General features: G+C 57.0%; 19 protein-coding genes. 9 read left to right on the forward strand and 10 right to left on the reverse strand.

The features are described 5' to 3' along the window. Positions 1–2: 2 nt before the first annotated feature. Positions 3–2,282, forward strand: coding sequence for a phage tail tape measure protein (locus ACR809_RS02285; protein WP_122051048.1), 2,280 nt, complete (start codon positions 3–5; stop codon positions 2,280–2,282). Between the two features lie 83 nt (positions 2,283–2,365). On the opposite strand, the gene fis is transcribed toward ACR809_RS02285, so the two are convergent. The 10 genes from fis to msrP form a co-directional block, all read right to left on the reverse strand. Beyond that, a complete protein-coding gene (gene fis, locus ACR809_RS02290) occupies positions 2,366–2,662 on the reverse strand; it encodes a DNA-binding transcriptional regulator Fis (protein WP_000462905.1) in 297 nt (98 codons plus the stop codon). 24 nt (positions 2,663–2,686) lie between these two features. Further along, positions 2,687–3,652, reverse strand: a complete 966-nt coding sequence (gene dusB, locus ACR809_RS02295; protein ID WP_004144972.1) for a tRNA dihydrouridine synthase DusB — start codon at positions 3,650–3,652, stop codon at positions 2,687–2,689. A 357-nt stretch (positions 3,653–4,009) separates the two neighbouring features. Next, positions 4,010–4,891 (reverse strand): 50S ribosomal protein L11 methyltransferase, encoded by an 882-nt coding sequence (gene prmA / locus ACR809_RS02300; RefSeq protein WP_004144971.1) that lies wholly within the window; start codon positions 4,889–4,891, stop codon positions 4,010–4,012. Positions 4,892–4,902: 11 nt separating this feature from the next. Then, positions 4,903–6,354, reverse strand: coding sequence for a sodium/pantothenate symporter (gene panF / locus ACR809_RS02305; protein WP_004188394.1), 1,452 nt, complete (start codon positions 6,352–6,354; stop codon positions 4,903–4,905). Continuing rightward, positions 6,344–6,586, reverse strand: coding sequence for a YhdT family protein (locus ACR809_RS02310; protein ID WP_002918740.1), 243 nt, complete (start codon positions 6,584–6,586; stop codon positions 6,344–6,346). The genes panF and ACR809_RS02310 overlap by 11 nt, the downstream gene beginning before the upstream one ends. 110 nt (positions 6,587–6,696) lie before the next feature. Continuing rightward, on the reverse strand, positions 6,697–8,046 hold the full coding sequence (gene accC / locus ACR809_RS02315; RefSeq protein ID WP_004174096.1) for an acetyl-CoA carboxylase biotin carboxylase subunit: 1,350 nt from the start codon (positions 8,044–8,046) through the stop codon (positions 6,697–6,699). 10 nt (positions 8,047–8,056) lie between these two features. Then, the gene (gene accB, locus ACR809_RS02320; protein WP_002918736.1) at positions 8,057–8,524 is read right to left on the reverse strand and encodes an acetyl-CoA carboxylase biotin carboxyl carrier protein; all 468 of its coding nucleotides are present in this window, start codon (positions 8,522–8,524) and stop codon (positions 8,057–8,059) included. A gap of 22 nt (positions 8,525–8,546) precedes the next feature. Further along, positions 8,547–8,999 carry a type II 3-dehydroquinate dehydratase gene (gene aroQ, locus ACR809_RS02325; protein ID WP_004174104.1) on the reverse strand — a complete coding sequence of 151 codons (453 nt, stop codon included), beginning with the start codon at positions 8,997–8,999 and terminating at the stop codon, positions 8,547–8,549. A 223-nt stretch (positions 9,000–9,222) separates the two neighbouring features. Then, positions 9,223–9,831 carry a protein-methionine-sulfoxide reductase heme-binding subunit MsrQ gene (gene msrQ, locus ACR809_RS02330; RefSeq protein ID WP_004185869.1) on the reverse strand — a complete coding sequence of 203 codons (609 nt, stop codon included), beginning with the start codon at positions 9,829–9,831 and terminating at the stop codon, positions 9,223–9,225. Next, on the reverse strand, positions 9,831–10,832 hold the full coding sequence (gene msrP / locus ACR809_RS02335) for a protein-methionine-sulfoxide reductase catalytic subunit MsrP (protein ID WP_004211677.1): 1,002 nt from the start codon (positions 10,830–10,832) through the stop codon (positions 9,831–9,833). Before msrP ends, msrQ begins: the two co-directional genes overlap by 1 nt. Before the next feature lie 229 nt (positions 10,833–11,061). Here msrP and ACR809_RS02340 point away from each other — a divergent pair, with 229 nt between their 5' ends. From ACR809_RS02340 to yhdP, 8 genes are all read left to right on the forward strand, one after another. Then, positions 11,062–11,253 carry a hypothetical protein gene (locus ACR809_RS02340; protein WP_004211674.1) on the forward strand — a complete coding sequence of 64 codons (192 nt, stop codon included), beginning with the start codon at positions 11,062–11,064 and terminating at the stop codon, positions 11,251–11,253. Between the two features lie 79 nt (positions 11,254–11,332). Beyond that, a complete protein-coding gene (gene csrD / locus ACR809_RS02345; RefSeq protein ID WP_002918686.1) occupies positions 11,333–13,273 on the forward strand; it encodes an RNase E specificity factor CsrD in 1,941 nt (646 codons plus the stop codon). Positions 13,274–13,578: 305 nt separating this feature from the next. Continuing rightward, positions 13,579–14,622, forward strand: a complete 1,044-nt coding sequence (gene mreB, locus ACR809_RS02350) for a rod shape-determining protein MreB (protein ID WP_002918653.1) — start codon at positions 13,579–13,581, stop codon at positions 14,620–14,622. A gap of 70 nt (positions 14,623–14,692) precedes the next feature. After that, on the forward strand, positions 14,693–15,685 hold the full coding sequence (gene mreC, locus ACR809_RS02355; RefSeq protein WP_004149974.1) for a rod shape-determining protein MreC: 993 nt from the start codon (positions 14,693–14,695) through the stop codon (positions 15,683–15,685). Then, positions 15,685–16,173 carry a rod shape-determining protein MreD gene (gene mreD / locus ACR809_RS02360; protein WP_002918648.1) on the forward strand — a complete coding sequence of 163 codons (489 nt, stop codon included), beginning with the start codon at positions 15,685–15,687 and terminating at the stop codon, positions 16,171–16,173. Before mreC ends, mreD begins: the two co-directional genes overlap by 1 nt. 7 nt (positions 16,174–16,180) lie before the next feature. Further along, positions 16,181–16,762 (forward strand): Maf family protein, encoded by a 582-nt coding sequence (locus ACR809_RS02365; RefSeq protein ID WP_002918646.1) that lies wholly within the window; start codon positions 16,181–16,183, stop codon positions 16,760–16,762. Between the two features lie 2 nt (positions 16,763–16,764). After that, positions 16,765–18,234 carry a ribonuclease G gene (rng, locus tag ACR809_RS02370; RefSeq protein WP_002918644.1) on the forward strand — a complete coding sequence of 490 codons (1,470 nt, stop codon included), beginning with the start codon at positions 16,765–16,767 and terminating at the stop codon, positions 18,232–18,234. Positions 18,235–18,271: 37 nt separating this feature from the next. After that, on the forward strand, positions 18,272–22,069 hold the full coding sequence (gene yhdP, locus ACR809_RS02375) for an AsmA2 domain-containing protein YhdP (RefSeq protein WP_058229192.1): 3,798 nt from the start codon (positions 18,272–18,274) through the stop codon (positions 22,067–22,069). Positions 22,070–22,081 lie beyond the last annotated feature (12 nt).

Below are 22,081 nucleotides of genomic sequence, written 5' to 3' on the forward strand. Positions count from 1 at the left end.
AAATGGCAAATAAAAAAATGAATGCCGTAATCACCATCGGCGGGGCTGTTTCCGGCAGCCTCCGTGGTGCGTTTGGCACGGTGAAGAAATCCACCGTTGAGATCGGCAGCGCCATCACTCACCTGTCACGCGAACAGCGCCAGTTGAATGAAGCAATGAAGCGCTACGGGCAAAACTCCGTGATGGTTGACCGCCTGCGCGGGCGCTACGATGCCATTGTGGGCCAGGTGGAACGCCTGCGGAAAGCGCAGGAGCGTTTAAACGCAGTCGAGCGCGCCAGCGCGGCCAACCTGGCCAAGCGTGCCGAGTTACGCGGGCAGATGCTGGACACGGTGGCATTAGGTGCCGCAGTGGCGGCACCCATCAAGATTGCTGCCGATCGTGAAAGCCACGCCGTTGGCATCGCCAAGCAGCTACAGGGCGCACGCGACGAAGCAGGCAAGCTGACGCCGGTATTCTGGCAGATGCGCAAGGCTGTGACCGACCTGGGGCACGAAATCCCACTGGCCACTAATGACCTGTACGATATGGCCGCCGCTGGCCTGCGAATGGGCGTGGCAAGCAATGACATCCTGGGCTTTACCCGGAACACGGCCAAACTGGCTGCCGCCCTGGAGCTGGACCCCGGCGAAACTGCGGAACGCTTCGCCAAGCTGGGCACCGTGTTTAAACTGAGTCAGGATCAGTTGATGGGCCTGGGTGACGCCATCAACTACCTGGACGACCAGACCACGGCCAAAGGCGGTGAAATCATTGACTTTATGGCGCGTGTTGGTGGTTCCGCTGGCCTGGTGAAGATTACCGCAGGCCAGGTGGCTGCAATCGGTACGGCGCTGATTAGCATGGGTGAGACGGCAGAGACTGCCGGAACGTCAACCGCTGCCCTGTTCAGCAAGCTGGCTATGGGTGACAAGAACACCAAAGCCGCCCGCGAAGCGTTCAAGGAATTGGGCCTGTCAGCCGGTCAGATGTCCAAAGCCGTCCAGAAGGACGCCATTGGCGCAATGGAAATGCTGTTTGACCGCGTTCGCAAACTGCCGGAAGCGTCACGCACTGGCGTGCTGGTAGACATTTTTGGACAGGAACACGTTGGCAAGATTGCCAAACTGGTGACCGGCACCAAAGAGCTTGCCAGCGCCCTGGAAGCGGTCAACGGCGAAGCAGCCAAAGGCAGCGTGCAGAAGGAGTTCCAGAACACCATTGGCACCACCAATGCGCAGATGGTCCTGCTGTCCAACCGCATGGCTGACGTGGCTGACAATATCGGCACCGTCCTGCTGCCGTCCGTGAACGACGCAGCCAGCACAATTGGCCGGTTCACAACTGTTGTGGCCAACTTCGCGCAGGAACACCCCGGCGTAACCAAAGCCGTGGTAGGAACCGCTGTTGCCCTGACCTCCCTGAAAGTGGCCACCCTGGCTGGCGGCTATGCCTTTACGTTCCTCAAGGGCGGCGCGCTGACGCTGGCTAAGGGTTTGGCAGGGGCAAGGGCAGAAATGGCCCTGACGGCCACCGGAGCGCGGTTGCTGGGCGCATCCGCAGCCGTGGCGCAGGGTGGCGTCATCGGTTTGGGGCGTGCACTGGTGATGAACCCGATTGGTGCCATTGCCGCTGGCATCGCTGTAGCTGGCCTGGCCATCTATAAGAATTGGGATATGGTCAAAGCCGCTGCCATCGGGTTTGGCCGTGGCATGGTGGAAGGCTTGCAGCCGGTATCTGACGCCATCAGCACCGTTCGCCAGGCGCTTCACCCCCTGGAACCTGCCTTTGTGGCCGTGGGTGACGCGGTAAAAGGCGTGTTCAACTGGTTCAGCGACCTGCTGACGCCAACGAAGCACACCGCTGACCAGCTTAAATCAGCCACTGACGCTGGCCAGACGTTCGGCAGGGTGGTGGGCGACGCCATCAGCTTTGTACTGACGCCGCTGACAGCGCTGGTGGACGGCTTTAAGTGGATCTCTGAACACGGCGGCCAAATCATGAATTCCGTTGGCGCGACCATCGACAAGGCCAAATCCTGGCTGCCGTCATGGGCTGGCGGAACTGATGACGAGAAAGAAGCGCCGAAGGCACCGGCTGGCCTGGTAGCGCCACCAGCACCGGCAATGGCTAACCGCACCGGTAGCACTACGGTGAACACGAACGACCAGTACCACATCAGCGTGAAGGCGGAACCTGGCATGAATGAAGATGCGTTGGCCCGTAAAGTTGCCGAAACGCTCAAACGGCAGCAGGCTGTCAGAGGCCGCAGCATGATGACTGACGGGGCATATCAGCCATAGCAAAACCCTGTGTAACTTGGCGTGTAATTAAAAAGCAAAGGGGCCAATTGGCCCCTTTAAAATCAACTGCTTACGGCTTATTTTTAGTTCATGCCGTATTTTTTCAGTTTTTTACGCAGCGTACCGCGGTTGATGCCCATCATCAGAGCAGCGCGGGTCTGGTTACCACGGGTGTATTGCATCACCATGTCCAACAGGGGCTGTTCAACTTCAGCCAGTACCAGCTCATACAGGTCATTCACATCCTGACCGTTCAGTTGAGCAAAATAGTTCTTCAGTGCCTGTTTAACCGAGTCACGCAGGGGCTTTTGAGTTACCTGATCCTGAGAGTTAACGGTAGAAACGGTCAGTACGTCAGAATTTACGCGTTGTTCGAACATAGTTCTGTCAGCTCTTTATTTCTATTACGCAAAATTTTCGAAGTATGCCTCCAACGCCTCCAGCTGTTCGCTGGCATCCTCAATGGCGTTGAATGTGCGCCGAAACTGGTCATCTGGAGCATGTTCCTGAAGATACCAGGAGACGTGTTTACGCGCGATTCGGTACCCTTTTGCCTGACCATAAAAGTCATGCAATTCCCGAACGTGCGCACAAAGCAAGCGCTTCACCTCTGCCAGCGGCAGCGGGGGCAGCAGCTCTCCAGTGTCCAGATAATGCTGGATTTCCCGAAAGATCCAGGGTCTTCCCTGAGCTGCACGGCCTATCATCAGGGCATCAGCCCCTGTATAGTCGAGCACAGCTCTGGCTTTAAGCGGGTCAGTAATGTCGCCATTCGCGATAATCGGAATGGAAACTTTCTGCTTAACTGCCCGAATACTGTCGTACTCAGCGTCTCCGTTAAACAAACAGGCGCGGGTGCGTCCGTGAATAGTCAGAGCCTGAATGCCACACTCTTCGGCCAGTTGGGCAATCTCTACGCAGTTACGGTGTTCCGGTTCCCAACCGGTGCGAATCTTGAGAGTCACAGGAACGTCCACCGCGTTAACGACCGCCGTCAGGATCGACTTCACCTGGTCGGGGTACTGCAAGAGGGCTGAACCTGCAAGCTTGCGATTCACCTTTTTCGCCGGGCATCCCATATTGATATCAATAATCTGGGCGCCGCTTTCCACGTTAATCCGCGCGGCGGCAGCCATCTCTTCCGGCACGCTACCGGCGATTTGCACGGTACGAATACCGGGCTCATCGATATGCACCATCCGTAAACGGGACTTGTCGCTCTCCCACACCTGTGGGTTAGAAGACATCATCTCGGAAACGGTTAAACCCGCTCCCATCTCGTAGCACAGCGTCCGGAATGGTCTGTCAGTAATGCCAGCCATGGGCGCTGCGATCAGGCGATTTCTGAGCTGGTGGTGTCCGATGCGCATGAGTTAAGAAATGACCATACTGTGACTGCAAGGCGGCGTATATTACGCATTTTTTGCACGAGATGAAAGGCCAAACTTTGAGCAATCCTCTGTTGCAGATCAATGAATCCGGGACTAGCGTAAAAGGGATGAATAAATACTTATATTAATCATTGATTTAATGGGTGGTGGATAATTTGTGTCCATTTATAAAATCATAAAACTTCTCGATTTTTCTTGGATAAACTGGCCGCATGGCGATATAAAACGCTGTTTTTGTAGCCAAAAAAGTGCTCTGTAGTGCGATCTGCCTCTCATTTCCTGGCATTATTTGGTGGCTACTGGAAACAAAAATGCGGCCCGTAGGCCGCATCGCGCTTAGTTTTTCCGGCCGGTAATCCGGCACCACTCTTCCTTCTCGACCACCGGGTCAAGGGTGAAGAGATCGGCATAGGCTTCACAGACGCTCTCCGCCTGGCTGGCAAGGATGCCGGAAAGCCCCAGCAAACCGCCTGAAACGGGCAGGACGCTGATTAATGGCGCCAGCTCACGCAGCGGGCCTGCCAGGATATTCGCGACCACCACGTCGGCTTTCATCGACTCCGGTTGGTCCTGAGGAAGATAGAGCTCCAGGCGTTCAGAAACGCCGTTACGCTGCGCGTTATCACGACTGGCCTGAATAGCCTGCGGGTCGATATCAATCCCGATTGCTTTTGCCGCCCCCAGCTTCAGTGCGGCAATCGCCAGGATGCCGGAGCCGCAGCCGAAATCAATCACCGTTTTTCCGTTGAGGTCGAGTCCATCCAGCCACTGCAGACACAAGGATGTCGTCGGATGCGTACCGGTGCCAAAGGCCAGACCCGGATCGAGCATCACGTTGACGGCATTTTCATCCGGAACATCGCGCCAGCTTGGGCAGATCCATAGCCGCTCCCCGAAGCGCATGGGGTGGAAGTTATCCATCCATTCCCGTTCCCAGTCTTTATCTTCCAGCTGCTCGATCTTATGCGCGAACCCGGCGCCCAGCAGCGGATGCTGCTCCAGTTGGGCAACGACCGCTTTCATATCGGTTTCAGCATCGAACAGGCCGATTACGTCGGTATCCCCCCACAGGCGGGTTTCCCCGGGCAATGGCTCAAATACCGGCGTATCGTGCGTATCCTGGAAGGTGATCGAGACCGATCCGGCCTCCATCAGCGCATCGCTAAGATCTTCAGCGTTCGCGCCGGTGGTATTTAGTTTCAGTTGGATCCATGGCATAGCAAAACTCTTTATTTATCAGTAGTCAAAATGGGGGACTGTGGGGCGGGACGACCGAAACGGTTCCCCGCCACAAACGCCAGCAAACTCAGCAGCAGCGCGGGAACGATCGGGTGAAAGCCCAGAAACTGCACTTTCAGCGTGGCCAGTACGGCATACAGGACGCCGCCTACGATCATCGCGCTCAGCGCGCCAGCCGCGTTGGCGCGTTCCCAGTAAAGGCCCAGCACCAGCGGCCACAGGAAGACGGCTTCCAGGCCGCCGAAGGCCAGCAGGTTCAGCCAGATAATCATCTCCGGCGGCCGCCAGGCCGCGAGCAGCAACAAGACCCCCAGCAGGAGCGTGATGCCGGCGGACATGCGTTTAAGCCGCTTTTCGTTAGTCGCCTGATCCGGCCGCCAGTTCAGGTACAGATCTTTGATGATCGTAGCGGAACTTTGCAGAAGTTGGGCATTGATCGTCGACATAATCGCCGCCATCGGCGCGGCAAGGAAGATCCCGGCGGCAAAGGGCGGAAGCACTTTAACCATCAGCGTCGGGATCACCAGATCCGGCACGGTTAAATCGGGGATCACCGCCCGGCCTAATGCCCCAGCCAGATGCATGCCAAACATCAGGATCGCCACCACGATGGTGCCGATAATGATGCCGCGATGCACGGCTTTGCTGTCTTTGTAGGAGATACAGCGCACTGCGGTATGTGGCAGACCAATAACGCCGAAGCAGACCAGCACCCAAAACGAGGCCATAAAGGTTGGCGAGAGGATATCCTCCGCGCCCTGCGGGGACACCAGCTTGACGTCGATCGACTGCAGCGTCTCTACCGCATGGCCAACCCCCCCGGCGGCGTGGATCACGCCCACCAGCAGCACGATCGTGCCGATCAGCATTACCATGCCCTGCATCGTGTCGTTGAGCACGCTGGCGCGAAAGCCGCCATAGGCGGTATACAGCGCGATGCTGACCCCGAAGATCAGCAGGCCGGTATCGTAAGGAATACCGGCAGCCGTCTCCAGCAGGCGGGCGCCGCCGATAAACTGGACGGTCATGGCGCCGACAAAGGCCACCAGCAGACTCAGGCTGGCCAGCCAGACCAGCAGGCGACTCTGATAGCGAGCAAACAGCATGTCATTGAGGGTGACAGCATTATAGCGACGCGCAAGGATGGCGAATTTTTTCCCCAGCACGCCCAGCGACAGCCAGATGGCGGGGAGCTGGATCATCGCCAGCAGCACCCAGCCCAGGCCGTATTTATAGGCGGCGCCGGGTCCGCCGATAAATGAGCTGGCGCTGATATAGGTGGCGGTTAGCGTCATGGCCAGCACGAAGCCGCCCATCGAGCGGCTGCCGAGAAAGTACTCATTAAGAAAGCTACCTGAGGCGCGTTTTCTCATGGCGTAGAGGGATAAACCGAACACCACCACCAGGTAGGCGATCAGGGGAATAATGACCTCAAACTGCATCATCGTCCTCCAGAGAAATATCGCGGAAAATCAGTTTGACCATCGCCCAGCACAGCAGAATGAACAGCAGCGGTACCAGCAGGCAGGCCATTTCAAACCAGTGTGGCAGGCCGGTAAAGCCAATAGCCACCCCCGGCAGATAGGCGGCGGCCAGCCAGGCGGCAAGGTAGAGAAGGGTCAGCCACAGCGCCCAGCGCGCTTCTTTGTGGGCCTGAACAAAGCGTTTGTCCATTTTTTGTCCCTTGAGGATGAAGAAAGCGGGGATTGTACCGCATGGTATAGATGAGGAGAGAGAAAAAGAAAAAAGGCCGGTTTACCCGGCCTTTTGCTGAGAGAGCAGAATTATTTTTCCTGCAAGCCGAGTTTTTTCTCCAGATAGTGGATATTGGTGCCACCATGCTGGAAATTCTCGTCGCTCATAATGCGCATCTGCAGATCGACGTTGGTTTTGATGCCATCGATGATCAGCTCCTGCAGCGCATTCTTCATGCGGGCAATCGCCACGTCACGGCTTTCGCCGTAGCAGATCAGTTTACCGATCATGGAGTCATAGTACGGCGGTACGGTGTAACCGGCGTAAATATGTGACTCCCAGCGCACGCCAAAGCCACCCGGCGCGTGGAAACGGGTGATTTTGCCCGGGCTCGGCAGGAAGGTGTTCGGGTCTTCGGCGTTGATACGGCATTCCACCGCATGGCCGCGAACTACCACTTCATCCTGCTTGATGGACAGCGGCTGGCCGGCTGCGATACGCAGCTGCTCTTTGATCAGGTCAACGCCGGTGATCATTTCAGTTACCGGATGCTCTACCTGGATACGGGTGTTCATTTCAATGAAGTAGAACTCGCCGTTTTCGAACAGGAACTCAAAGGTACCCGCCCCGCGGTAGCCGATATCCACACAGGCTTTCGCGCAACGCTCGCCGATGTAGCGACGCAGTTCCGGGGTGATGCCCGGCGCCGGCGCTTCTTCGACCACTTTCTGATGACGGCGCTGCATGGAGCAGTCACGTTCAGCCAGATAGATAGCGTTACCCTGACCATCCGCCAGCACCTGAATTTCAATGTGGCGTGGGTTTTCCAGGTATTTCTCCATGTAGACCATGTCGTTGTTGAAAGCCGCTTTGGCTTCCGCTTTGGTCATGGAGATGGATTGCGCCAGTTCAGCGTCGCTACGTACAACGCGCATACCGCGACCGCCGCCGCCGCCGGAGGCTTTGATGATAACCGGGTAGCCGATGCGTTTGGCATGGGCGCGGTTAGCGTCCATGTCGTCGGTCAGCGGGCCGTCAGAACCCGGAACGGTCGGGACGCCGGCTTTCTTCATGGCGGTGATCGCGGACACTTTGTCGCCCATCAGGCGGATAGTGTCGGCTTTCGGGCCGATGAAGATAAAGCCGGAACGCTCAACCTGCTCAGCAAAATTAGCGTTCTCAGAGAGGAAGCCATAACCCGGGTGAATCGCTACCGCGCCAGTGATCTCAGCGGCGCTGATAATGGCCGGAATGTTCAGATAGCTTTTTACGGACGGAGCCGGACCGATGCAGACCGTCTCATCCGCTAACAATACGTGTTTTAGATCGCGATCCGCAGTGGAGTGCACAGCGACAGTCTTGATGCCCAGTTCTTTACAGGCACGCAGGATGCGCAGTGCGATCTCGCCACGGTTAGCGATGACAATTTTATCCAGCATGTTCGCCTCGTTACTCGATAACTACCAGCGGCTCGTCGAATTCTACCGGTTGGCCGCTTTCGATCAGAATGGCTTTCACCACGCCGGCTTTGTCGGCTTCGATCTGGTTCATCATTTTCATCGCTTCGACGATGCACAGGGTGTCGCCCACGTTAACTTTCTGGCCAACTTCCACAAACGCTTTCGCGTCCGGGCTCGGCGTACGATAGAAAGTACCAACCATCGGGGAACGTACGATGTGACCACTGATTTCCGCTTTCGCCGGCGCTTCAGCCGCAGCAGCTGGTGCGGCAGTCGCGGCGGCAGGCGCCTGAGGCTGCATCATCGGCGCAGCATAAGCCTGCTGCATAACCGGATAGCTTGCGGCCGGTGCAGAGCGGCTGATGCGAACAGACTCTTCGCCTTCAGAAATTTCCAGTTCGGAGATACCTGATTCTTCAACCAGCTCGATCAGTTTTTTAATCTTACGAATATCCATGAGTGGGTTCCGTACTCTTTGTTTAGTGTGATTGTGACAGGCGTTTTACCGCCGTCTGTAAAGCGTATGAATAACCATCCGCCCCCAGCCCGCAAATGACGCCAGCGGCGACATCTGACAGATACGAGTGCTGGCGGAAGGGTTCGCGTGCATGCACATTGCTCAGGTGAATCTCGATAAACGGGATGTTCACGGCGAGCAAAGCGTCACGGATTGCTACGCTGGTATGCGTGAACGCGGCCGGATTAATCAGGATATAGTCCACGTTGTCTTTAGCCTGATGAATTCGGTCGATTAACGCATGCTCCGCGTTGGACTGCAGGTGATCCAGACTCACATTCAGCGCCGCCGCTTCAGATGTTAAACGGTTAACAATTTCAGCCAGCGTGAGAGGGCCATACTTCTCAGGCTCGCGGGTACCGAGCATGTTAATGTTTGGACCATTCAAAAGCAAAATGTGAAACTTCACTGCCATTGTGTGGCGATCTCCTGCCATTTTCGGGTAAAAAACAACATATACCTTCAATGCGCCCTTGTCACCTTTTCAGGGTCAGAAAACCCCGTCAGGAAAACCAAAGTCGCACATTATAACGATTTCGTAGCAATTGGCAGCTAAATACTGGTCTTATCAGGGAAGATTATCAACCGCTATCTGAAAAAGAGTCGCGGTTGATAAAGGATCTGCGGGAAACTGCACATTACCGGATTGCGCGCCACCACTGGCGGAACTTCTTGTAACGCCATGTCAATAGCCCCGCTGCCAGCAGGGCATATATAACGGGCTGCGGCGAGACGATCTTCACTGACCACAGGTAGTGTATCGGCGCGAGGATCGCTACCAGATAGACGAAGTTGTGTAAAAGTTGCCAGCGACGCCCCAGTTTTCGCTGCATCGCTTGCGTGGAGGTCACCGCCAGCGCCAGCAGAATCGCCCAGCTGATCATGCCCAATGTCAGATAGGGGCGGGTGATAATCTCCGAGCCCAGCAGAGCCAGATTGTTAATGCCCAGCTCCAGTAGGGTATAGCTGGTCAGGTGCAGCGTCGCCCAGGCAAAACACCATAAACCTAACAGCCGACGAACGCGAATCAATAATGGCTGCTTCGCATAGCGCGCCAGCGGAGAGACCAGCAGCGTCGCCAGCAGAAACTTAAGCGCCATTCTGCCGGTAAAGTGCTGGATATCCTTGGCTGGATCGGCGCTAAAGTAGCCCTGGTGCCCGGCCCAGAATAACCAGACCAGCGGCAAAAACCCCGCAAGGTGAAGTAAAACCTTCAGCCAGACGATCTGTTTGACGGTGAAACGCACTAGAAGTTCTCCCGCAGATTCATGCCGCGATACAGCGACGCCACTTCGTCGGCATAGCCATTAAACAGCAACGTCGGTTGACGCTTCACATCGAGCACGCCGCCGGCGCCGATAAACCGCTCGCTAGCCTGCGACCAGCGGGGGTGATCGACGTGCGGATTGACGTTAGCGAAGAAGCCGTATTCGTCCGGCGCCGCCAGGTTCCAGGTGGTTGGCGGCCGCTCGCGGGTCAGCTCGATACTAACAATGGATTTTATGCCTTTAAAACCGTACTTCCACGGCACGGTCAGGCGGACCGGCGCGCCGTTTTGCGGCGGCAGCGCTTTGCCATACACCCCGACGGTGAGTAGCGTCAGCGGGTGCATCGCTTCATCCAGCCGTAGCCCCTCCACGTAAGGGTAAGCGAGCCCCCCGCCGATAAACCGGTCTTTCTGGCCGGGCATTTGATCCGGAGCATAGAGGGTTTTGAAGGCCACATAGCGCGCGCTGCTGGTGGGCTCCACCAGCGCCAGCAGTTTATGCAGCGGGAAGCCGACCCAGGGGACCACCATCGACCAGGCTTCCACACAGCGCATACGATAAATGCGCTCTTCCAGCGGGAAGCGTTTGGTCAGATCGTCATGGTCAAGGGTCAGAGGTTTCGCCACTTCGCCACCGATGGTGAGCGTCCAGGGATCGGTGCGCAGGCTACCCGCGTTCGCCGCCGGATCGGCTTTATCGAGGCCGAATTCATAAAAATTATTGTAACCGGCGACCTTATCTTCCGGGGTAAGCGTCAGATTAGCCTGCCACTCGGCGGGTTTAGCAAACTCCAGGGCCTTGCCCGCCGGGGCCGGCGGGCGGTCATTTCCTTTAAACCAGTCCAGCAGATCGGCCTGCGCGGCGGCGGGAAGCGAAAGCGCCGTCGCGCTGATACCCAGCATTTTCAGCACCTGGCGCCGCTTGAGCATAAAAACGGATTCGGCCGTGACGTCGGCTTCCGTCAGTTTTTTTCTTTTCATGGTGTCCTCCGTCATGCGTTTTCCTAAGCATGACGGAGACGGCGATGAATGGCGAATATGTCACGAAAAATTGCACATTAGGATGAGGAGCCGCCGCCGAAGCAGAGGCGCGGTCGTCCAGGAATCATCGGAAAGTGGCGCAAGACGTTTCCTTTACCGCGCATGACCCGGCATCTTTAGCAGGGAAAAAGAGGGCGGCAAGCAGGCCAAACGGTAAACCGGTAATAATTTGCGCCGCCGGCGCGGGTTTGCCATCCTGCGTCTAAAATTAAAGCGCTTCTGGCGCAGGCCGCAGGCGGGCGACGATTGGCAAATTTTTTCTGCAAACTATACTCGCTATCGGCATACTTTTACCGATAATACGCATTCCATTGCCAGACTCGCCATCTTTGATAGTATGCGTCGCGCTTTAAAAGGTTAATGCTTGCGGCAAGGTGCGCGCCGGCACGGGAGCCTGATGGTTCATCGGGTAGTCATTCACTCGCGGAGTTAACACAGGGATGCGATTAACGACGAAGTTCTCAGCCTTTATTACGCTGCTAACTAGCCTGACCATCTTTGTCACGCTGATTGGCGCTTCGCTGAGTTTTTATAACGGCATTGAGAACAAGGTCGAAAACCGCGTTCAGGCGGTGGCGACCATGCTGGATAACCGGCTCATCACCACCTCTTTCGATAAGCTTGAACCGCAGTTGGATGAGCTGATGACGCCGATCGAGATCGTGCATATCGATTTCATGCTCAACGGCAAACCGCTCTACAGCCATTCCCGACCCGATAGCTATCGCCCGCTCGGCAGCCATGAGCAATTCCGTGAGATCACGGTTCAGTCGCTTAAACATCCTGGTATTACGCTGCATCTGGTCTACGTTGACCCGATGGTGAACTATTTCCGTTCGCTGTCGATCACTGCCCCGCTGTCGATCTCCATTGGCTTCATGGTGGTAATTATTTTCTTCGCCGTCCGCTGGATCCGCCGCCAGCTGGCCGGCCAGGAGCTGCTGGAGCTGCGTTCCACGCGTATCCTGAGCGGCGAGCGCGGGCCGCAGGTGCGCGGGTCGGTCTATGAATGGCCGGCCAGCACCAGTAGCGCGCTGGATATGCTGCTGTCGGAGCTGCAGTTCGCCAGCGATCAGCGCAGCCGGATGGATACGCTTATTCGCTCCTACGCGGCGCAGGATTCGAAAACCGGACTGAATAACCGCCTGTTTTTTGACAATCAGCTGGCCACGCTGCTGGAAGACCAGGAGAAGGTGGGAGCCTACGGCATCGTGATGATGATCCGTCTGCCGGAGTTTGATCTGCTACGGGACAACTGGGGACGGGCGGCGGCCGAAGAACATTACTTTACGCTTATCAACCTGCTCTCTACCTTTATTATGCGTTACCCCGGCGCGCTGTTGGCGCGCTATCACCGTAGCGACTTCGCCGTGCTGCTGCCGCACCGTACGTTGAAAGAGGCGGATAGTATCGCCGGCCTGTTGCTGAAGGCGATGGATGCGCTGCCTCCAACGCGTATCCTCGATCGCGACGATATGATGCATATCGGCATCTGTTCTTTCCGCAGCGGGCAATCGGCGGCGCAGGTGATGGAACATGCGGAAGCGGCGACGCGCAACGCGGTGCTGCAGGGCAGCAACAGCTGGTCGGTCTATGATGACACCCTTCCGGAGAAAGGTCGTGGCAACGTTCGCTGGCGAACGCTGATCGAACAGATGCTGAGCCGCGGCGGGCCGCGGTTGTACCAAAAACCTGCTGTCACCCGCGACGGGCGGGTACATCATCGTGAACTGATGTCGCGGATGTACGACGGTAAAGAAGAGGTGATTGCAGCGGAATACATGCCGATGGTGCTGCAGTTTGGCCTGGCGGAGGAGTATGACCGCCTGCAGGTAACGCGCCTGCTGCCGTTTTTAGGCTTCTGGCCCGAGGAGAATCTGGCGCTCCAGCTGTCGGTGGAGTCGCTGATCCGTCCGCGTTTCCAGCGCTGGCTGCGCGATGCCTTGATGCAGTGTGAAAAATCGCAGCGTCAGCGGATTATTTTTGAACTTGCAGAGGCAGATGTTTGTCAATATATCGGCCGTCTGCAGCCGGTTATGCGATTGGTTAACGCTCTGGGCGTTCGGGTGGCAGTGGTTCAGGCGGGGTTAACCCTGGTTGGAACCAGCTGGATCAAGCAGCTGGATGCGGAGCTGATCAAACTGCATCCGGGTCTGGCGCGCAACATCGAAAAGCGCAGCGAGAACCAACTGCTGGTGCAAAGCCTGGTGGAAGCCTGTAAAGGCATGCCTATGCAAGTTTTTGCGACGGGCGTACGTAGCCGCAGCGAGTGGTTGGTACTGTCCCAATGCGGTGTCACGGGCGGGCAGGGGGAATTTTTTGCCGCCTCACAGCCACTTGACACAAATGTGAAAAAATATTCGCAAAGATACTCGGTTTGATCTGCCGTTTAGCGTGATTTCACGTAGAATAACGCGCGCCATCGTGAAGGGGGTGTGCTTGTCTACCTGCCGGATCATCGCAATGTAAATGCCAGTGACCCTCCTTTGACAGGTTACAAATTCAGGCGTGGAGCGCTGCTGAAGATTTCAGCAATGAACGGAGTCGGGAAAATTTGTAACAAAGGAAATGAACTGCACTAATTTTCACCGCAGCAGGTGATTTTTGCGCCTTGTCGCTGCTGCGTGTGGTTGGTAAAGTAAGCGGATTTTGTTTTCCGCCCCAGCTTTCAGGATTATCCCTTAGTATGTTAAAAAAATTTCGTGGCATGTTTTCCAATGACCTGTCCATTGACCTGGGTACCGCGAATACCCTTATTTACGTAAAAGGACAAGGCATCGTATTGAATGAGCCTTCCGTGGTGGCCATTCGTCAGGATCGTGCCGGATCGCCGAAAAGCGTCGCCGCCGTGGGTCATGAAGCGAAGCAGATGCTCGGCCGTACCCCGGGTAATATCGCGGCGATTCGCCCGATGAAGGACGGCGTTATCGCTGACTTCTTCGTGACGGAAAAGATGCTGCAGCACTTTATCAAACAAGTGCACAGCAACAGCTTTATGCGCCCGAGCCCGCGCGTGCTGGTGTGTGTACCGGTTGGCGCAACCCAGGTCGAACGTCGCGCTATTCGTGAATCCGCGCAGGGCGCAGGCGCCCGTGAAGTCTTCCTGATCGAAGAGCCGATGGCGGCAGCGATTGGCGCAGGCTTACCGGTTTCTGAAGCGACCGGCTCCATGGTGGTGGATATCGGTGGCGGTACCACTGAGGTGGCGGTTATCTCCCTGAACGGCGTGGTCTATTCCTCTTCTGTACGTATCGGCGGTGACCGCTTCGACGAAGCCGTTATCAATTACGTGCGTCGTAACTACGGCTCCCTGATCGGTGAAGCGACCGCTGAACGTATCAAGCATGAAATCGGTTCGGCTTACCCGGGCGATGAAGTGCGCGAAATTGAAGTGCGCGGTCGTAACCTGGCGGAAGGCGTGCCACGCGGCTTCACCCTGAACTCAAACGAAATTCTTGAAGCGCTGCAGGAGCCTCTGACCGGCATCGTGAGCGCGGTCATGGTTGCCCTTGAGCAGTGCCCGCCGGAACTGGCGTCTGATATCTCTGAACGCGGGATGGTTCTCACCGGCGGTGGTGCGCTGCTGCGCAACCTGGACCGTCTGTTAATGGAAGAAACCGGTATTCCAGTCGTGGTTGCTGAAGATCCGCTGACCTGCGTAGCGCGTGGCGGCGGCAAGGCGCTGGAGATGATCGACATGCACGGCGGCGACCTGTTTAGCGAAGAGTAGTCAGCCTGAAGGTCCGGGGCGGCATACGAGCTGCCCCTGGTCTTTACTGACACGAGAATACGCATAGCCTATGAAGCCAATTTTTAGCCGTGGCCCCTCGCTACAGATTCGCCTTATTCTGGCGGTGCTGGTGGCGCTTGGCGTGATTATCGCCGACAGCCGCCTGGGTACGTTCAGTCAAATCAGAACGTACATGGATACAGCCGTCAGCCCTTTCTACTTTGTCTCTAATGGTCCCCGGGAACTGCTCGACAGCGTATCGCAGACGCTAGCTACCCGCGACCAGCTCGAACTGGAAAACCGCGCGCTGCGCCAGGAGCTGTTGCTGAAAAACAGCGATCTGCTGATGCTGGGCCAGTACAAGCAGGAGAACGCGCGCCTGCGTGAACTGCTTGGCTCGCCGCTGCGCCAGGACGAGCAAAAAATGGTGACGCAGGTCATCTCAACGGTCAACGACCCTTACAGCGATCAGGTGGTTATTGACAAAGGCAGCGTGAACGGCGTCTATGAAGGCCAGCCGGTTATCAGCGATAAAGGCGTCGTGGGGCAGGTCGTGGCCGTGGCGAAAATGACCAGCCGGGTGCTGCTGATCTGCGATGCCACTCATGCGCTGCCGATCCAGGTTCTGCGTAACGACATTCGCGTCATTGCCGCCGGTAACGGCTGCACGGACGATCTCCAGCTTGAGCATCTGCCGGCAAATACCGATATTCGCGTCGGCGACGTGCTGGTGACCTCCGGTCTCGGCGGTCGTTTCCCTGAAGGGTATCCGGTCGGGGTAGTCTCCTCGGTGAAACTGGACACCCAGCGCGCCTATACCGTGATTCAGGCGCGTCCGACGGCCGGGCTGCAGCGCTTGCGCTATCTGTTGCTGCTGTGGGGCGCCGATCGTAATGGCGCTAACCCGATGACCCCGGAAGAGGTTCATCGGGTGGCTAACGAACGTCTGATGCAGATGATGCCGCAGGTACTGCCTGCGCCGGATGCGATGGGGCCGCAGATGCCGGCGCCCGCCACCGGGTTGACGCCGCCTCAGCCATCGCAGCCTGCAGGGGGGCAATAGTGGCAAGTTACCGTAGCCAGGGACGCTGGGTTATCTGGCTCTCGTTTCTTATCGCGCTATTGCTGCAAATTATGCCCTGGCCGGCGGACATCAGCGTTTTCCGGCCCAACTGGGTATTATTGATCCTGCTGTACTGGATCCTCGCGTTGCCGCACCGGGTAAACGTGGGGACGGGTTTCGTGATGGGGGCTATTCTTGATCTCATCAGCGGTTCAACGCTCGGCGTTCGCGCGCTGTCTTTAAGCATCGTCGCCTATCTGGTCGCGCTGAAGTATCAGCTGTTCCGTAACCTGGCGCTGTGGCAACAGGCGCTGGTGGTAATGCTGTTATCCCTGGCCGTGGATATCATTGTTTTCTGGGCAGAGTTTTTAGTGATCAACGTCTCTTTCCGTCCGGAAGTATTCTGGAGTAGTGTAGTAAACGGCATCCTCTGGCCATGGCTCTTCCTGCTGATGCGTAAAGTGCGTCAGCAATTTGCAGTGCAATAAGGTTGATATGACAACTCTGTATCTCGCTTCTGGTTCCCCGCGTCGGCAGGAACTGCTGACTCAGCTTGGTCTCGCTTTCGAGCGTCTGGTTCCTGGTATCGAGGAGCAGCGCCAGCCGCAGGAGAGCGCCCAGCACTATGTCGTCCGCCTGGCGCGCGAAAAAGCGCAGGCCGGGGTGGCGATGGCCACCCGCGATTTGCCGGTGCTGGGAGCGGATACGATTGTCATTTTGAACGGCGAAGTGCTGGAAAAACCGCGCGACGCCGAACACGCTGCAGCGATGCTGCGTTTGCTTTCCGGCCACACCCATCAGGTCATGACCGCGGTGGCGCTGGCGGATAAGCAGCAAACGCTGGACTGTCTGGTGGTCACGGAAGTGACCTTCCGGCGGCTCAGCGAGCAGGATATCGCCGATTATGTGGCCAGCGGCGAGCCTTTAGATAAAGCAGGTGCATACGGTATTCAAGGGTTGGGTGGTTGCTTCGTCAGGAAGATTAATGGCAGCTATCACGCCGTAGTCGGCTTACCGCTGGTGGAAACGTATGAGTTGCTCAGTAACTTTAACTCACTGCGTAAAGGAAAGGGATAAAGATGACGGCTGAATTATTAGTTAACGTAACGCCATCCGAAACGCGCGTTGCGTATATTGATGGCGGTATTCTGCAGGAAATCCATATTGAGCGTGAAGCGCGACGCGGAATAGTAGGCAATATCTACAAAGGTCGTGTTAGCCGAGTGCTGCCGGGAATGCAGGCGGCTTTTGTAGATATTGGTCTGGATAAGGCGGCGTTCCTTCACGCCTCCGATATCATGCCGCATACCGAGTGCGTCGCCGGTGAGGAGCAAAAGCAGTTTACCGTGCGCGATATTTCGGAGCTGGTGCGCCAGGGCCAGGACCTGATGGTCCAGGTGGTTAAAGATCCGCTGGGTACCAAAGGCGCGCGTCTGACCACCGATATTACCCTGCCTTCCCGCTATCTGGTCTTTATGCCAGGCGCCTCCCACGTGGGGGTCTCTCAGCGGATTGAAAGCGAAGCCGAGCGCGAGCGCCTAAAAAAGGTCGTCGCAGAATATTGCGATGAGCAGGGCGGGTTTATCATTCGCACCGCTGCGGAAGGCGTTCACGAGCAGGAGATGGCCGCCGATGCCGCTTATCTTAAGCGCGTATGGACCAAGGTGATGGAGCGCAAAAAGCGCAACCAGACCCGCTATCAGCTGTATGGCGAGCTGGCTCTGGCCCAGCGCGTGCTGCGTGATTTTGCCGATGCGCAACTGGATCGCATTCGCGTCGACTCGCGCCTGACCTATGAGGCGTTGCTCGAATTCACCGCCGAATATATCCCGGAAATGACCAGCAAGCTGGAACACTACAGCGGCCGTCAGCCGATATTCGATCTCTTTGACGTTGAGAACGAAATTCAGCGCGCGCTGGAGCGTAAAGTCGAGCTCAAATCGGGGGGCTATCTGATCATCGACCAGACCGAGGCGATGACCACCATCGATATCAACACCGGGGCCTTTGTCGGGCACCGCAATCTTGACGATACGATCTTCAATACCAACATCGAAGCCACCCAGGCGATAGCCCGCCAGCTACGTTTGCGTAATCTCGGCGGCATTATCATCATTGATTTCATAGACATGAACAATGAAGATCACCGTCGACGGGTGTTGCACTCTTTAGAGCAGGCGCTGAGTAAAGATCGGGTGAAGACCAGCATTAACGGCTTCTCCCAGCTGGGCCTGGTGGAGATGACCCGTAAACGCACCCGTGAAAGCGTGGAGCATGTGCTGTGCAACGAGTGCCCAACCTGCCACGGACGTGGAACGGTAAAGTCGGTGGAAACGGTGTGCTATGAGATTATGCGTGAGATCGTCCGCGTACATCATGCTTATGATTCCGATCGCTTCCTGGTCTATGCTTCCCCTGCGGTGGCGGAAACCCTGAAAGGGGAAGAGTCGCATGCGCTGGCGGAAGTGGAAATCTTTGTCGGCAAACAGGTGAAGGTACAAATTGAGCCGCTCTATAATCAAGAGCAGTTCGATGTGGTTATGATGTAAGACACCGCGTCATTGTGCGGCTGACAAGGAGAGAGGCGTGAGGCGACTGCCCGGGATTTTATTGCTCACCGTGGCAACATTGATTGTTATCGTCGCGCTGCTGGTGAGTGGCTTGCGTCTCGTGTTGCCACAGCTCGACGCCTGGCGTCCGCAGCTGCTGGAGAAGATCTCCACCCTCACCGGTACGCCGGTGGACGCCTCGCAGATCACCGCCAGCTGGCAGACTTTTGGTCCGACGTTAGACGCCCGCGATATCCATGTCGGGCTGAAAGATGGCGGCACAATGGCGGTCAAGCGCGTAACCCTGGCGCTGGATGTCTGGCAGAGCCTGCTGCATATGCGCTGGCAGTTCCGCGACCTCACCTTCTGGCAGCTGCAGGTCCATACCAATACCCCTATTCAGACCAATGACGGTGGCGAAAGCCTGAAAACCGACCGCATCAGCGATCTCTTTTTACGTCAGTTCGATCACTTTACTCTGCGCGACAGCCATCTGAGCTTCCTGACCCTTTCCGGTCAGCGGGCGGAGCTGGCGGTTCCGCAACTGACATGGCTTAACGGCAGGAACCGTCATCGCGCCGAGGGGCAGCTCAGCCTCTCCAGCCTCACCGGCCAGCATGGCGTCATGCAGGTGCGGATGGATCTTCGCGATGAGGATGGCCTGCTGAATAAAGGCCGGGTCTGGCTACAGGCGGATGATATCGACGTCAAACCGTGGCTGGGACGCTGGATGCAGGACAATATCGCCCTGAAAAGCGCCCGCTTCAGCCTCGAAGGCTGGATGACCATTGAAAAAGGCGATGTGGCCAGCGGCGACGTATGGCTGAAAAAAGGGGGCGCCAGCTGGCAGGGCGATAACGAAGTCCATCATTTGTCGGTGGATAACCTGACGGCGCATCTCTCCCATGATAAGCAAAGCTGGGCCTTTTATATTCCCGATACGCGGATCGCTATCGATGATAAACCCTGGCCAAGCGGAGCCCTGGCGATGGCGTGGATCCCGGCGCAGGACGTTGGTGGCGACGATCGTCAGCGTAGCGATGAGTTACGTATTCGCGCCAGCAATTTGGCCCTCAGCGGCCTGAGCGGGTTACAGCCGTTTGCTGATAAGCTGGCGCCTTCTCTGGGCGAACTCTGGCGAACCACGCAGCCTGGCGGCAAAATCAATTTGCTGGCTCTAGATATCCCCCTGCAGGCGACGGAGAAAACGCGTTTTCAGGCGCAGTGGAGCGATCTGGCGTGGAAGCAGTGGAAACTCCTGCCGGGGGCAGAGCACTTCTCCGGCAGTCTGAATGGCAGCGTTGAGCACGGGGAATTACGCGCTCATATGGCGAAGGCGCTGATGCCGTATGCCGGCGTCTTCCGCGCGCCGCTGGAGATAGCCGCTGGCGAAGCCACACTCAGTTGGGTGAAAAACGACAAAGGGTTTATGCTTGATGGCCGCGATATAGACGTGCAGGCGACAGGCGTACGCGCCCGCGGCGGCTTCCGCTATCTGCAACCGCAGGGGGACGATCCCTGGCTGGGTATTCTGGCGGGCATCAGCACCAATGACGGTGGCCAGGCATGGCGTTATTTCCCGGAAAATCTGATGGGCAAAGCGCTGGTGGACTATCTCAGCGGCGCGATTAAAGCAGGGCAAGCCAGCGATGCGACGCTGGTGTATGGCGGCAATCCGCATCTATTCCCTTATCCGCATAATGAAGGCCAGTTCCAGGTTTATGTTCCGCTGAAGAACGCCACTTTTGCCTTCCAACCGGACTGGCCGGCGTTAACCGGGCTGAACATCGATCTCAATTTTATCAACAACGGCCTGTGGATGCGGGCGGATAAAGCGATGCTTGGCAACGTGACCGCCAGCAATCTCGATGCCGCGATCCCGGACTATGCGCAGGAAAAACTGCTGATTGATTCCGATATCAAAGGCCCGGGCAAAGAGGTTGGACCTTACTTTAATACTACGCCGCTGAAAGAGTCGCTCGGGGCGGCGCTGGATTCCCTGCAGCTGGATGGGGATGTGAGCGCTCGCTTACATCTTAATATCCCCCTCGACGGCGAGATGACCACCGCGAAAGGCGATGTGCGCCTGCAGAATAATAGCCTGTTTATCAAACCGTTAGATACTACGCTGCAGAACCTGAGCGGTAATTTCAGCTTTGTGAATGGCGATCTCAATAGTCAAACGTTGAGCGCGACCTGGTTTAATCAGCCGCTGAACCTCAATTTTTCCACCCGCGAAGGTGAAAAAGCGTTTCTGGTGGATGTCGGGATGAATGCCAACTGGCAGCCGTCGCGCACCGGGCTGCTGCCGAAAGCCGTGAGTGAGGCGTTGAGCGGTAGCGTCCCGTGGGATGGCAAGGTCGCCATCGAACTGCCGTACCATGGCAATGCCAGCTATAAGGTCGATATCAACGGCGATCTGAAGAATGTGAGCAGTCGCTTACCTTCGCCAGTCAGTAAGCCCGCCGGCGAACCCCTTCCGGTCAAAATTAACGTCGCCGGCGGCCTGAGCAGCTTCGACCTGACCGGCTCCATCGGGGCGAAGAATCATATTAACAGCCGCTGGTTGCTCAATCATAAGCTGACGCTGGATAGAGCGATCCTTACCACTGACAGCAAAGGGCACTCTCCGCTGCCCGATCAGCCCGGTATCGAGCTCAACCTGCCGCCGATGGATGGCGCGCAGTGGCTGGCGCTCTTCGAGAACGGCGCGGCAAATGAAGTGAGCAGCAGCGTGCTCTTTCCACCGCGCATTGTGCTGCGTACGCCGTCGCTGGCCCTCGCGGGGCAACAGTGGAACAACGTCAGTCTGATGTCCCAGCCGGTCGCCGGCGGCTCGCAGGTTGAGGCGCAGGGGCGTGAGATCAATGCCACATTGACGATGCGCGACAATGCTCCGTGGCTGGCAAATGTGCGTTATCTCTATTTCAATCCGGCCAGCGCCAGCGGCCAGAACGCAACAGAGAATGTGGCCCCCCAGACGGCGACGCGGCTGGATTTCCATGGCTGGCCCGATCTGCAGCTACGCTGCGCGGAATGCTGGCTGTGGGGACAAAAATATGGCCGCATCGATGGGGATGTGGCGATCAAAGGGGATACCTTAACGCTCTCCAACGGCCTGGTGGATACCGGGTTTGGCCGGCTGACGACCAACGGCGTGTGGGTGAACGCCCCTTCAGGGGTTCGAACCTCGCTGAAAGGCAGACTGCACGGCAATAAGACGGATGCATTTGCGGATTTCTTTGGCGTCTCCACGCCGGTGAAGGATTCGCCGTTTGATATCGACTACGATCTGCACTGGCGCGCGCCGCCCTGGTCACCCGATGTCGCGTCGCTCAATGGCATCATTAAAAGCCACCTGGGCAAGGGGCAGTTTACCGACCTGAGTACCGGGCACGCTGGCCAGCTGCTGCGTCTGCTGAGTGTGGATGCCCTGCTGCGTAAACTGCGTTTCGATTTCAGCGATACCTTCAGCGAAGGCTTTTACTTTGATTCGATTAACAGTACGGCATGGATTAAGGATGGCGTACTGCATACCGATGATACGCTGGTGGATGGCCTTGAAGCGGATATTGCTATGAAAGGGTCGGTCGATCTGGTGCGTCGCCAGCTGGATCTGCAGGCGGTGGTGGCGCCGGAGATCTCCGCGACCGTCGGCGTGGCGGCGGCCTTTGCCGTCAACCCCATCGTCGGCGCGGCGGTATTTGCCGCCAGCAAAGTGCTGGGTCCGCTGTGGAATAAAGTTTCGATTCTGCGCTATCGCATCACTGGCCCGATTGACCAGCCGCAGATCAATGAAGTGCTGCGCCAGGCGCGCAGCAATAAAAAGCAATGATTTGACGATTGC

Source organism: Klebsiella sp. CD33, from assembly GCF_051992865.1.
Taxonomy (GTDB): Bacteria; Pseudomonadota; Gammaproteobacteria; order Enterobacterales; family Enterobacteriaceae; genus Klebsiella; species Klebsiella pneumoniae.